The sequence below is a fragment of the Blastococcus sp. SYSU DS0510 genome (assembly GCF_054050835.1).
Window position 1 is genome coordinate 18,622 of the sequence record NZ_JBJHAC010000006.1, and the last position, 12,954, is coordinate 31,575.

A 12,954-nucleotide genomic window follows, 5' to 3' on the forward strand; every position below is an offset into this window, starting at 1 on the left:
GCCGATGGCACCCCGGCTCGCCGGTCACCGCCGTCGCACGGCGGTGGCCTCCACCCCGGCGATCACCAGCCGGTCGTGGAAGAAGCCGTCGGAGCACCAGGTGAAGGGCATGGCCTCCGACGTCGTCCTCGACCTCGGGTGGGGCCGGCTGGTGTTCGGGCAGACCTTCGCCGACCTGCGCGGCATCGTCCAGGCACTGCGGGCGGAGGAGACCGGCGAGCGGGACATCTGCATCTACCCGCGCGACCCGCACGTGCTGGTCGGCCTGGCGCCCGACGAGCTGTTCATCGACCCCAGCTACACCTACCGGCTGGACCTGCACCGGTACCGGCCGCGGCACGACCTCATCCGGGGCGTCTTCGTGCGCACGGTCACCTCCCGGGCGGAGATGGAGGCGATCAACGACATCTACGCCGTCAACGGGATGGTCGTCGGGGACGCCGACGTCATGTGGGACAACCACCGCACCCGGTGCTTCACCTACCTGGTCGCCGAGGACACCCGCACCGGGAAGATCGTCGGGACGGTGACCGGCGTCGACCACGGGCTGGCGTTCGACGACCCCGAGGGCGGGACGAGCCTCTGGTGCCTGGCCGTGCACAACCAGGACGCCCCGCCCGGCACAGGTGAGGCGCTGGTGCGGGTGCTCGCCGAGCGCTACGTCGGCCGCGGGCGCTCCTACCTGGACCTCTCGGTCATGCACGACAACGAGGGCGCCATCAGGCTGTACCGCAAGCTCGGCTTCACCCGGGTCTCGGCGGTGTGCGTGAAGCGCAAGAACCCGATCAACACGCCGCTGTTCGCCCCCCGCCCGCCGGGCCTGGAACGGCTCAATCCCTACGCCCTCATCATCGCCGAGGAGGCGCTGCGCCGCGGGGTCCGCGTCGAGGTCACCGACCCCGAGTGGGGTGAGATGCGGCTGTCGCTGGGTGGCCGGTCGGTGCTCACCCGCGAGTCCCTCTCGGAGTTCACCAGCGCCGTGGCAATGAGCCGCTGCGACGACAAGCGGGTCACCCGCCGGATCATGGAGCGCGCGGGGGTGCGGGTGGCCCGCGGGGCGCTGGCCTGCGAGGGCGGTCTCGGGGAGGCCGCGGCGCTGCTGCGCGAGGTCGGACAGGTGGTGGTGAAGCCGGCCCGGGGCGAGCAGGGGCGGGGCATCACCGTCGGCGTCTGCGACGAGGAGGGGCTGGCCCGCGCCGTCGACGTCGCGCTGCACTTCTGCCCCGACGTGCTGGTGGAGGAGCTGGTCCCCGGCCAGGACCTGCGTGTCGTGGTCATCGACCGGTCGGTCGTCGCCGCCGCGGTGCGGCGGCCGGCCGAGGTGGTCGGTGACGGCCGGAACTCCGTCACCGACCTGGTGCGCGCCACCAGCCGACGCCGTGAGCGGGCCACCGGCGGCGAGTCCCGGATCCCGCTCGACGACACGACCAGCGAGGTGGTGGCCGACGCCGGCTACGGCATGGACGACGTCCCGCCCAACGGCGAGCGGATCCAGGTGCGCCGGACCGCCAACCTGCACACCGGCGGCACGATCGAGGACGTCACCGACGAGCTGCACCCCGAGATCGCCGCCGCCGCGGTGCGCGCGGCCTCGGCGCTCGACATCCCGGTCACGGGCATCGACTTCCTCGTGCCGGACGTGGCCGGTCCCGACTACGTCTTCATCGAGGCCAACGAGCGCCCCGGGCTGGCCAACCACGAACCCCGGCCCACCGCCGAGCGCTTCGTCGACCTGCTCTTCCCCGAGACCCGCCGCCGCGCCTGACCCGGGTCAGCGGCGACGCAGGCGCCGCGTGGCGAGGGCCAGGGCGGGCCCGGCGTCCCGCCGGTCCCAGACGCTCTCGACCGCGCCCGGGAACCAGCGCAGCACCGAGAGGGCGTCGGTGACCGCGCCGCCGCGGCGTTCGGCCGCGGCCCGGCGCAGGTCCCCCGCCGTCCACAGGTAGCGCACCCCCGTGCTCCCGTCGGGCAGCTCCGGCAGGGGCAGGCCGAGCGCCTGGCGGGCCCAGGCGTCCGGGAGGTTGGGGCCGGCGGCGGTGGAGAGGGCCAAGGAGCCGAAGAACCGGCCGTTGAGGTCGACGAGCCGCAGGGTGCCCTGGTCGTCCCGCAGGAACTGCAGCTGCACGAGCCCCGACCAGCCCAGGTCCGTGAGCAGCCGGGTGGTGGCGGCGGCCAGCGCCTCGTCGACCGGCACGGTGACGGCGCGGCTGGTCACCCCGCTCGGCGTGGGCCACAGCCGCAGCGCGCGCTGCTGCACCCGGCCGTGCAGCCGGCCCTCGTGCAGCAGCCCGACGAGCGCCTCCATCTCCCCGTCGACCGGCTCCTGCAGGAGCGCCTCGAACCCCGCGCCCTCGAGCAGCGCCACCCGGGACCGCGCGCGTCCGGCGTCCGGGTAGCGGCGGGCCTCGATGCGCAGCTCCTGGCGCAGCCCCGGCTGCCAGTGGGCGCGGCACTTCACGACGACGGGCCCGGACCAGGTGGCGAGCGCCTCGGCGGTCGCCACCTCGGTGCGTGGGACCGGCACACCTGCGTCGGCGGCGCGCTGCGCCAGCCCGGCCTTGTCCAGGGCGGCGAGGGCGACGTCCGCGGGCGGGTGGACGACGACGGCCGGGATCGCCTCCGCGCAGACGGCGAGCGCGGCCATCCAGTCGTCCCCGCTGCCGAAGACGACGTCGTAGCCGCCGCCCGCGACGGCGTCGCGCACCGCTCGGACGAAGTCGTCGAGGTGACCCCGTGGCCGGGGGACGGGGTGGCTCCGCCGGCAGGACCGGGACGCGCTGACCATGCCGCCGGCGTCCGGCGTCCCGACCCCCACGTGCCAGCCGGCCCGGTCCAGGGCACGGACGGCGGCGAGGGCTCCGCGGTCACGGCTCGAGGTGAGCACGAGCGCGCGACCGGGAGAAGGCATCGAGCAACCTTATGGTGTGCGGGAGCCCTTTCGGGACGGGGTGGTGCGCGAATCCCCGGAAGGGGCGGCTCCGCCGCCGGTTCAGCCGGCCGGGCGGCGCGCCAGGCGCCGGGCCAAGTTCCGCAGGTCGGCCAGCTCCGGCCCGCGGAGTGCGGCCAGGACGGCGGCGTAGACGACGCCGCCCACCGTCGCCCCGACGGCGATCTGGGCCGCAGCGGTCAGCGTGCCGGTCGCCCCGCTCCCCCACCACGAGAGCACCACGGCCGCGGCCAGCCCGCCGGCGGTCGCCGCGGCGGCGGCGCGCGCCGTCGTGGCCACCAGCGCCCGCGGGGTGACGGCGGCGTGCCGGCGCGCCAGCAGCGCCACCGCGAGCACCGCGGCCAGGACCAGCGAGAGGCTGGTCGAGCCCGCGAGGCCGGGGATGCCGTAGGCGACGCCCAGGGTGAGGTCGCCGACGACGTTGACGACCATCGCGGCGACGGCGACCAGCGTCGGTGTGCGGCTGTCCCCGACCGCCAGGCTGGCCCGGGAGGTGGTGGAGCGCAACGCGATGCCGAGGACCGCGGCGGCCGAGAAGGCGACCGCCGTGGCGGTGGCGGTCACCGCGGCCTCGTCGAAGTCCCCCCGCCCGTAGAGGAACTGCACGATCGGGCGGGCCAGGACGACCAGCGCGGCCACCACGGGGAGCAGCAGGGCGACGAGCATCCGCGACGTGCGGTCCACCAGCGCGCGCAGGTCGGCCCGGTGCTCGGGCGCGCCGACGGCGCTGAACGCCGGGTAGAGCGCGGCCACCACCGTCACCACGAGCAGCGCGTCGACGAGGTGGATCACGCGGAACCCGAGGCTCAGCGCGGTGATCACCCCTTCGCCCTGCGCCGAGCCCACGGCCCGGTCGACGAGCGTGTTGACGTTGAGGACCGCGCTCCCGACCAGGAGCGGCGGGGTCAGCCGCAGCACCTCGCGGACGTCGGGGTCGCGCAGCGCCAGTCGGGGCCGCAGCCGCATGCCGGCGGCCCGCACGGCGGGGAACTGGACCAGCATGCGGACGGCGGACCCGACGACGAAGCCCACGGCCAGCGCCTCGATGCCGAACCGCGCGCCGGCCCAGAGCGCGGCGCCGATCATCACGAGGTTGAACGGGACGCCCTGCAGCCCGGAGGCGAAGAAGCGGCCGTGCGCCTGGCAGGCGGCCGCGAGGATGTCGGTGGCGGCGATGAAGAGCGCGGCCACGAGCACGATCCGGGTCAGGCGCACCGTGAGCGCCGCCGTCTCCTCGTCGAAGCCGGGGGCCAGGACCGCGACCACCTGCTCGGCGGCCAGGAACATCAGCACCGACCCGGCGACCAGCACCAGCGTGCCCAGGGTCAGCACCGTGCGCACGGTGCGGTCGGCCCGGGCGCCCTCGCCCGCGGCCACCGCGCGGCTGACCGGCGGGACCACCGCGCGGGCCAGCGCGGTCGCGACCAGCGCGAGCACCAGGTTCATGACGCCCTGGGCGACGAGGTAGGCGTCGAGCTCCGCGCCCGCGCCGAAGACGGCCGCGATCACGGCGTCCCGGACGAAGCCGAGGACCTGGCTGACCGCGGTGAGCGAGATCAGCAGCGTCGCCGCCCTGGCCACCCCGCCGCGCAACGGACCCCGCCGGGTGGCCGGAGGTGTCCCGTCACGCGTCACGGGGTCCGATCATGACGGTCGCCGGCCACCCGCGGGGACCGGACCCGCCCGCGGCCCCGGTCCCGGCGCCGGGATCAGCTCACCTGATCATGGCGCGTCCTCCCTCACGGTGGGCGGTGAGGGAGGACGCCGCGCGGGGCGGTGGCCCCCTCCAGGGGCCCGCCCGGAGCGTGCGAGGGGTGGGGAGGAGGGGGTCCTTTCTCAGAGGCCGAGCTCGGCCCGGATCTCCTCGCCGTGCTCCCCCGCCCGGGGCACCCGGCCGACCGCGCCGGGGGTGCGCGAGAACCGCGGGGCGACGTCGGGCTGCCGCACGCCGTCGACCTCGACGAACACCCCGCGCTCCACGTTGTGCCGGTCCTCCGTCGCCTCCACCAGCGACCAGACCGGCGCCACGCACGCGTCGGTGCCCTCGAAGACCGCCCACCACTCGGCCCGGGTGCGGGAGGCGAACGCCTGGGTGAACCGCTCCCGCAACGCCGGCCACTGGCGCGGGTCCTCCCGCCGGGGCAACGTCTCGTCGCCGGTGAGCCCGAGCCCGTCGAGCAGCGCCGCGTAGAACTGCTCCTCCAGCGCGCCCACGGCGAGGAACTGCCCGTCGGCGCAGCGGTAGACGTCGTAGAACGGCGCACCGGTGTCCAGCAGGTTGCGGCCGCGGCGGTCGGTCCACACGCCGGCGTCGAGCATCCCGTGGATCATCGTGGTCAGGACGGCGGTGCCGTCGACGATGGCCGCGTCGACCACCTGCCCCTCCCCCGTGGCCCGGGCGCGGATCAGCGCCGCCAGCGCACCGAGGGCAAGGAACACCCCGCCGCCCCCGAAGTCGCCGAGCAGGTTCAGCGGCGGCGCCGGCACCTCGTCCGGGCGCCCGCTGGCGCCGAGGGCGCCGGTGAGCGCGATGTACCCGATGTCGTGGCCGGCGCTGTGCGCGAGCGGCCCGGTCTGCCCCCAGCCGGTCATCCGGCCGTAGACCAGCGCGGGGTTCTCCCCCAGCAGCTCGTCCGGCCCGAGCCCCAGCCGCTCCATCACCCCCGGCCGGAACCCCTCCAGCAGCACGTCGGCCCGGTGGACGAGGGCACGCACCACCTCCAGGTCGGCCGGGTCCTTGAGGTCCAGGGCGATCGAGCGCTTGCCGCGGTCGAGGAGGGAGGTCGCGCCGAGGGAGCCCAGGAGCCCGCCGCGGCCGCCCTTGCGGTCGATGCGCACCACGTCGGCACCCAGGTCGGCCAGGAGCATGCCGCAGAACGGACCCGGCCCCAGCCCGGCGAACTCGACGACCCGCACGCCCTCCAGCGGTCCCACGGCGGCCTCCCCTGCTGCGGGCCGCGCGCGTGCGACCCTCCCGTGGGCATGCTGCCCGACGCCGCCCGGAGGAGGAGAGCCAGGTCACATGGCCTACCTGCTGGCCGCGCTCGGCGGGGCGCTGGGCGCCCTCGGCCGCTGGGGCCTGGCCGAGGCGTTCCCCCGCTCCCCCGCGGACCTGCCCTGGGCCACCCTCGCGGTGAACCTGGCCGGCTGCCTGCTCCTCGGGGTGCTGACGGCGGTCCTGGTGGTGCGTGCACCGGAGAACCCCTGGGCCCGGCCGTTCCTGGGGGTGGGGGTGCTGGGCGGCTTCACCACGTACTCGGCCTTCGCGGTGGAGGTGGTGGGGCTGGTGGACGACGGGGGAACCGGCACCGCGGCCACCTACGTCCTGCTCTCGGTGCTCGGGGGCGTCGCCGCCGCCGCGGCCGGGACGCTCGCCGGTCGCGCCCTCGCCGGGGTGGCCCGGTGACGCCGTGGCTGGTGGTCGCGGGCGCCCTGGTGGGCGCGCCGCTGCGCCTGCTCGCCGAGCGGGTCGCCGTCGCCCGGCGGGGAACCGGCAGTGTGCTCGGCACCCTGGCGGTCAACGTCGCGGGCAGCGCCGTGCTGGGCCTGCTCGTGGGCGCCGCGGGCGTGCCGGCGTGGGTGACGGCGTTCGTCGGCGTCGGCCTCTGCGGCACCCTCACCACGTTCTCGACGTTCGGCCTGGAGGTCGTCCGGCTCGTCGAGGGGCGGCACCCCGGCCGGGCCGCGGCCTACGTCGTCGGCACCGTGCTGCTGGGGCTGGCCGCCGCGGCCGGTGGGTACCTGCTCGGCCGGGTGGTCTGACGGGCCTCCCCCTGGATAGGGTCTGGGACGGTATGGCGGACAACGCGGAGCAGAAGGTCGGGGCGGACAGCCCCGTCGTCGTGGTCGCCAACCGGCTGCCGGTCGACCAGGTCACCGAGCCCGACGGCAGCACGCGGTGGCAGCGGAGCCCCGGTGGGCTGGTGACGGCGCTGGAGCCCTTCGTCGCCGGCCGCGGCGGGGCCTGGGTCGGCTGGTCCGGCTCCGCCGGTGAGGCGCCCGAGCCGTTCGAGTCCGGTGGCATGTCGCTGATCCCGGTCGAGCTCAGCGAGGAGGAGGTCGACCGCTACTACGAGGGCATGTCGAACGCCTCGCTGTGGCCGCTCTACCACGACGTGGTGGAGAAGCCGGAGTACCACCGGCACTGGTGGGACACCTACGTGCAGGTCAACAAGCGGTTCGCCGAGCGCGCTGCCGCCGTGGCGGCCGAGGGCGCGATCGTCTGGGTGCACGACTACCAGCTGCAGCTCGTGCCGGCGATGCTGCGGCAGGCTCGGCCGGACCTCACCATCGGCTTCTTCCTGCACATCCCGTTCCCGCCCTACGAGCTGTTCACCCAGCTCCCCTGGCGCTCGGCGATCGTCGAGGGGCTGCTCGGCGCGGACCTGGTGGGCTTCCAGCGGCCGTCCGCCGCCGTGAACTTCGTCCAGCTCTCCCGGCGGCTGCACGACCTGCACTGCCGGCGCGACCAGATCGAGTACGACGGCCGGACCGTGGTCGCCAAGGCCTTCCCGATCTCGATCGACGTCCGGGCGTTCGACGAGCTCGCCTCCTCGCCCGAGGTCATCGCCCGGGCCAAGGAGATCCGGGAAGAGCTCGGCAACCCGGCGAAGATCGTCCTGGGCGTGGACCGGCTGGACTACACCAAGGGCATCAGCGTCCGGCTCAACGCCTTCGAGGAGCTGCTCGAGGACGGCGCGGTCGAGGCACCCGACACGGTGCTCGTGCAGGTCGCCACCCCCAGCCGGGAGCGCGTCGAGCACTACGTGCACATGCGCGAGACCATCGAGCAGCAGGTCGGCCACATCAACGGCGTCTACGGGTCCATCGCCGGCCCCGCCGTCCACTACTTCAACCAGTCGATGCCGCGGGAGGAGCTCGCCGCGCTGTACCGGGCCGCCGACGTCATGCTCGTGACGCCCTACCGCGACGGCATGAACCTCGTGGCCAAGGAGTACGTCGCCGCGCGCGGTGACCTCCGCGGGGCGCTGGTGCTGTCGGAGTTCGCCGGCGCCGCGGCCGAGCTGCGGCAGGCCTTCCTGGTCAACCCGCACGACATCGCCAGCGTCAAGAACCAGCTGGTGCGCGCCCTGCGCATCGAACCGGAGGAGGCGGCCAAGCGGATGCGGACCATGCGCCGGCACCTGTTCCGCAACGACCTGGACCACTGGGCGAGCTCGTTCTTCGAGGCGCTGCGGGGCCAGGCGTGACCTCCCCCGGGCTCGACGAGGCGCTGGCGGCGTTCGCCGCGCGCCGCCCGCTGCTGGTGGCGAGCGACTACGACGGCGTCCTGGCTCCGCTCGTCGACGAGCCGTCCGCCGCGGTCCCCCAGCCCGGTGTGGCCGAGGTGCTGGCCCGGCTGGCCGCCGCCGACGGCGTCACGGTGGCGCTGGTCAGCGGCCGCGGGGTCGAGGACCTGCGCCGCACCAGCGGGCTGACCGGTGACTTCCGCTGGATCGGCAGCCACGGGGCGGAGTTCGACGGCCCGCTCGCCGGGGACGACGCCGGTCGCCGGGACGCGCTCGCCGCGCAGCTGCGGCCGCTGGTCGACGGCACGCCCGGTGCCCGGCTGGAGGTCAAGCCGGCCAGCGTCGCCGTCCACGTGCGGCAGGTGACCGACCGGGCCCGGGCGGCCGAACTGCTGGAGCAGGCCCGCCGGGCGGTGGATCCGTCACTGACGCTGAAGCCGGGCAAGGACGTCCTCGAGGTCGCCGTCACCGACGCGCACAAGGGCGCGGCGGTGCAGCGCCTCGTCGGCGAACTGGACGCCGCTGCCGCGCTCTACCTGGGTGACGACGTCACCGACGAGGACGCCTTCCGGGTGCTCGGACCCGAGGACCTCACGGTGAAGGTGGGCGAGGGCGAGACGGTGGCCCGCCACCGCGTGGCCGGGCCGGAGGCCGTGGTGGGCCTCCTCGGGGCACTCGCCGACCGGCTGGGCTGAACGCGCCGGCGCCGTGTCGCGCCGACGGGGAGCACGACGGCACCGCCCCCGGCGGTCACCGTGTGCAGCATTGTCGACATCTCCGGACCGCCGCACCACGAACTGCAGAAATGCGCGGGCGCTACCGATGGTGACGGATGCGGAATGTCGACGTGGCTCCATTCCCGGAGTGGTGACCGGGCGCCCGCATCACGATTACTGCAATAGCGTTTGAGATCACATCCGGCACATGGGTGGAGTGACAACAATCAGCGAGCCGCCACACCGGCGACTCCTCTCCCCCCAGGACGGTCCCCGTGCACGCACCTGCTCCCTCCCCCGTCACCCGGCGGCGTGCCGGGTGGTTCGCCGATCGGCGCCTCGCGACCAAGTTCGGCATCCTGATCGCCGTCGTCGCCACCGCGTTCGCCGGCCTGCTGACCGCCGTGCTGGTCGGCAACGCGTCGGTGCGCGAGGCGAACACCGAGCTGGCCAACCTCAACGAGGCGCAGGAGCTGGTGCTGCAGCTCGACACCCGGGCCAGCGAGCTCAAGGTGGACGGCTTCAAGACGATCGTCCGCGACGACCCCGAGGCCCAGCTCGCCGAGCTCGCCGAGGACATCGCCACCCCCGAGGCCATGCTGGCCGAGCTGGCGACCATCCCGCTCACCGGGCCCGCCGCCGCTTCGGTGGCCGGTCTGGCCGACAGCTTCGGCGCCTACACCGACGCCATCACCGCCTGGGTGGAGCTCGCGGTCGCCGACCCGGCGACGATGCGGGGGCGCTGGGAGGAGATCCAGGCGGCGAACGACCTCTCCGACGGGGCCGTGAGCGAGGCCAAGGACGTGCTGGCCGCGGAGAGCGACGCCGCGCAGGTCCGCCTGGACGACGCCCTCGCGCAGGCCGCGACCGTCGCGGTCGTCGCGGCCGTCGCGGGCATCCTGCTCATCATCGGCCTCAGCGTGCTGACCATGCGCTCGGTGACCCGGCCGGTCGAGCGCGTCAAGCGGTCGCTGGAGGCCCTTGCCGAGGGGGACATGACCGTCGCCACGGACGTGGACTCGCTGGACGAGGTCGGCCAGATGGCGGCCGCGCTCGACACCGCCCGGACGAACCTGCGCGAGGTCCTCGCCTCGGTCGCCGACTCCGCCACCGCGGTCGCCGCCTCCTCGGAGGAGCTGAGCGCGTCGTCGGCGCAGATCTCCGCGTCGGCGGAGGAGACCTCCACCCAGTCCGGGGTCGTGGCGAGCGCCGCCGAAGAGGTCTCGCGCAGCGTGGAGACCGTGGCCGCGGGTGCCGAGCAGATGGGGGCCTCGATCCGGGAGATCTCGCAGAACGCGGCGGAGGCCTCGGAGGTCGCTGCCCGCGCCGTGACCGCCGCGGAGACGACGACGGCGACGGTGGCGAAGCTGGGGGAGTCCTCCGCGGAGATCGGCAACGTGGTGAAGGTGATCACGAGCATCGCCGAGCAGACGAACCTGCTGGCGCTGAACGCCACGATCGAGGCCGCCCGGGCCGGTGAGGCCGGCAAGGGCTTCGCGGTGGTGGCCAACGAGGTCAAGGAGCTGGCGCAGGAGACGGCCAAGGCGACCGAGGACATCGCCAAGCGGGTGCTGGCGATCCAGGGCGACACCACGGCCGCGGTCGCGGCGATCGAGGAGATCTCCCAGATCGTCGCGCAGATCTCCGACCGGCAGACCACCATCGCCAGCGCGGTGGAGGAGCAGACGGCGACGACCAGCGAGATGTCGCGGTCGGTGCAGGAGGCCGCCGGCGGTACCGGGGAGATCGCCGCCAACATCACCGGTGTCTCGACCGCCGCGGACTCCACCACCCAGGCGCTGACCCAGACCCGCATCGCGGTCGACGAGCTCTCGCAGATGGCCGCCGATCTGCGCACCACGGTGGGCCGCTTCACCTACTGACGCACACCGCAGCTCGTGCCCGGGTGCTGCCCGACGTCCGTGACGTCGGGCGGCACCCGGGCCTTCGACGATTGCCGGGCGCCGAGCGCCGGCGCGGTCGAGGAGCAGTCGGCGACGACGAAGGAGAGGACTCGTCGCTGCAGAAATTCCCTTTCGCGCCGACGCACCTCATCGTCGCGCCTCGTGATCGAGAGGATGAGCGGGATCGCATCGCCAGGAATGGCGTCGTGACCTCAAGTCGACACGGACAATGCGGTCGCCGACCTTTCTCCGGCACGCCGTCCGACACGCTCGCATTTCTGTCCGTTCCCGGATCGCTGCGCCCTATCTTTCCGTCGTCACCACAGCGCCGCATGCGCGCCCGGGCTCTCTCCCGCGATTCGGTGGCGCACGCACTCCCTTCCCCTTCTTCCCTGGAGCATCGCCATGACCGCTGCCGCCCGCACGACCCGAGCCACGGGCAGCCGTCGCACCGACCAGGCGGCCGGCCGGTCGCCGATGGCCCGGATGTCCGACCTCTCGGTCAAGACCAAGGTCCTCGGCGCCGTCTCGGTGACCGCGGCCGTCGCCGCCGGCATCGGCGTCCTGGGCATCTCCGGGATGAGCGCCGCAGCCGACGACGCCGACCGGCTCTACGCCAACAACCTGCAGGGCGCCGTGCAGGCGGCCGCCATGGACCAGTTGCTCAGCGACATGCGCGTCACCGCCCGGGACGCCCTCATCGTGGCGACACCGGAGGAGACCCGTGCCCGGCTCGCTGCGGTGGAGGGCTACGTGGCCGAGTTCCACGAGGCCCTCGACACCTACGCGTCCGGCACCACGCAGCCGGCCAAGCTGGCGATGATCGACGAGATGACGGCGGACATCGACGCCTACCTCGCCATCCAGACCGACGTGCTCGCACCGATGGCCATCGCGGGGGACGTGCGGAGCTGGGTGACCGCGAACGCGCAGCAGGGAGCGCCCATCGGTGACGAGCTGGCCGGGGACCTGCAGGAGCTGCGCGAGATGGAGCTGCAGGAGGCGGCCGAGGCCAGTGCCGGCATCCGTGGCAGCTACGAGTCGCAGCGGACCCTCACCCTCGCGGTGATCCTGGTCGGCGTCCTCGCCGCCCTCGCGATCGGCTTCGCCGTCGCCACCGGCATCGCCCGCTCCACCCGCAAGGTGCAGGACGTCGCCGCCGGCCTCGCCGCCGGGGACCTGACCCGCTCCAGCGGCCTGACCTCGAGGGACGAGCTCGGCCAGATGGGCCGCGCCCTCGACGAGGCCATGGCGAACCTGCGGTCGGTGTTGGGGACGGTCGCCTCTTCGGCGGATGCGGTGGCGGCGTCGTCGGAGGAGTTGTCGGCGTCGTCGGCGCAGATCTCGGCGGGTGCGGAGGAGACCGCGGCGCAGTCGGGTGTGGTGTCCGGTGCCGCGGAGGAGGTGTCCCGCAGCGTGCAGACGGTGGCCGCGGGTGCCGAGCAGATGGGTGCCTCGATCCGGGAGATCGCCAGCAACGCCGCGGAGGCCTCCGAGGTGGCGGCGCGTGCGGTGACGGCGGCGGAGACGACGACGGCGACGGTGGCGAAGCTGGGGGAGTCCTCGGCGGAGATCGGCAACGTGGTGAAGGTGATCACGAGCATCGCGGAGCAGACGAACCTGCTGGCGCTGAACGCCACGATCGAGGCCGCCCGGGCCGGTGAGGCGGGCAAGGGCTTCGCGGTGGTGGCCAACGAGGTCAAGGAGCTGGCGCAGGAGACGGCGAAGGCGACCGAGGACATCGCCCGCCGGGTGCTGGCCATCCAGGGCGACACGACCGCGGCGGTGGCGGCGATCGGGGAGATCAGCTCGATCGTCGCGCAGATCTCCGACCGCCAGACCACCATCGCCTCGGCGGTGGAGGAGCAGACGGCGACGACGAACGAGATGTCGCGGTCGGTGCAGGAGGCCGCCGGTGGCACGACGCAGATCGCGGAGAACATCGCCGGGGTCTCCAGCGCCGCGGACTCCACCACCCAGGCGCTGACCCAGACCCGGTCGGCGGTCGACGAGCTCTCCCGCATGGCCGCCGACCTGCGCACCACGGTCGGCAACTTCAAGTACTGAGCGGCCGTCCCCGGCGCCGGCCACCCGGTCGGCGCCGGGGAGCGGGCGGAACCTCACCTCCCTCACGACCA

The 12,954-nt window shown here is 74.4% G+C and carries 10 protein-coding genes; 7 read left to right on the forward strand and 3 right to left on the reverse strand.

Annotated features, from left to right (window positions below; translation table 11 throughout):
• Nucleotides 1-4: 4 nt before the first annotated feature.
• Nucleotides 5-1,765, forward strand: a complete 1,761-nt coding sequence (ngg, locus tag ACI79P_RS06655; protein ID WP_456580240.1) for an N-acetylglutaminylglutamine synthetase — start codon at nt 5-7, stop codon at nt 1,763-1,765.
• A 6-nt stretch (nt 1,766-1,771) separates the two neighbouring features.
• On the opposite strand, the gene ACI79P_RS06660 is transcribed toward ngg, so the two are convergent.
• From ACI79P_RS06660 to ACI79P_RS06670, 3 genes are all read right to left on the reverse strand, one after another.
• Nucleotides 1,772-2,908 carry a carboxylate--amine ligase gene (locus tag ACI79P_RS06660; RefSeq protein WP_456580241.1) on the reverse strand — a complete coding sequence of 379 codons (1,137 nt, stop codon included), beginning with the start codon at nt 2,906-2,908 and terminating at the stop codon, nt 1,772-1,774.
• Between the two features lie 81 nt (nt 2,909-2,989).
• Nucleotides 2,990-4,582, reverse strand: a complete 1,593-nt coding sequence (gene murJ / locus ACI79P_RS06665; protein ID WP_456580242.1) for a murein biosynthesis integral membrane protein MurJ — start codon at nt 4,580-4,582, stop codon at nt 2,990-2,992.
• Nucleotides 4,583-4,783: 201 nt separating this feature from the next.
• On the reverse strand, nt 4,784-5,881 hold the full coding sequence (locus tag ACI79P_RS06670; RefSeq protein ID WP_456580243.1) for a CaiB/BaiF CoA transferase family protein: 1,098 nt from the start codon (nt 5,879-5,881) through the stop codon (nt 4,784-4,786).
• 88 nt (nt 5,882-5,969) lie between these two features.
• On the opposite strand from ACI79P_RS06670, the gene crcB reads away from it, so the two are divergent.
• The 6 genes from crcB (at nt 5,970) to ACI79P_RS06700 (ending at nt 12,883) form a co-directional block, all read left to right on the forward strand.
• Nucleotides 5,970-6,353, forward strand: a complete 384-nt coding sequence (gene crcB / locus ACI79P_RS06675; RefSeq protein ID WP_456580244.1) for a fluoride efflux transporter CrcB — start codon at nt 5,970-5,972, stop codon at nt 6,351-6,353.
• On the forward strand, nt 6,350-6,709 hold the full coding sequence (locus ACI79P_RS06680; RefSeq protein ID WP_456580245.1) for a fluoride efflux transporter FluC: 360 nt from the start codon (nt 6,350-6,352) through the stop codon (nt 6,707-6,709). Before crcB ends, ACI79P_RS06680 begins: the two co-directional genes overlap by 4 nt.
• A 32-nt stretch (nt 6,710-6,741) precedes the next feature.
• A complete protein-coding gene (locus ACI79P_RS06685; protein ID WP_456580246.1) occupies nt 6,742-8,157 on the forward strand; it encodes an alpha,alpha-trehalose-phosphate synthase (UDP-forming) in 1,416 nt (471 codons plus the stop codon).
• A complete protein-coding gene (gene otsB, locus ACI79P_RS06690) occupies nt 8,154-8,891 on the forward strand; it encodes a trehalose-phosphatase (RefSeq protein ID WP_456580247.1) in 738 nt (245 codons plus the stop codon). The genes ACI79P_RS06685 and otsB overlap by 4 nt, the downstream gene beginning before the upstream one ends.
• 296 nt (nt 8,892-9,187) lie before the next feature.
• A complete protein-coding gene (locus ACI79P_RS06695; RefSeq protein WP_456580248.1) occupies nt 9,188-10,795 on the forward strand; it encodes a methyl-accepting chemotaxis protein in 1,608 nt (535 codons plus the stop codon).
• A 426-nt stretch (nt 10,796-11,221) separates the two neighbouring features.
• Entirely contained in the window at nt 11,222-12,883 is a 1,662-nt protein-coding gene (locus tag ACI79P_RS06700) for a methyl-accepting chemotaxis protein (protein ID WP_456580249.1), read from the forward strand.
• Nucleotides 12,884-12,954: the final 71 nt, after the last annotated feature.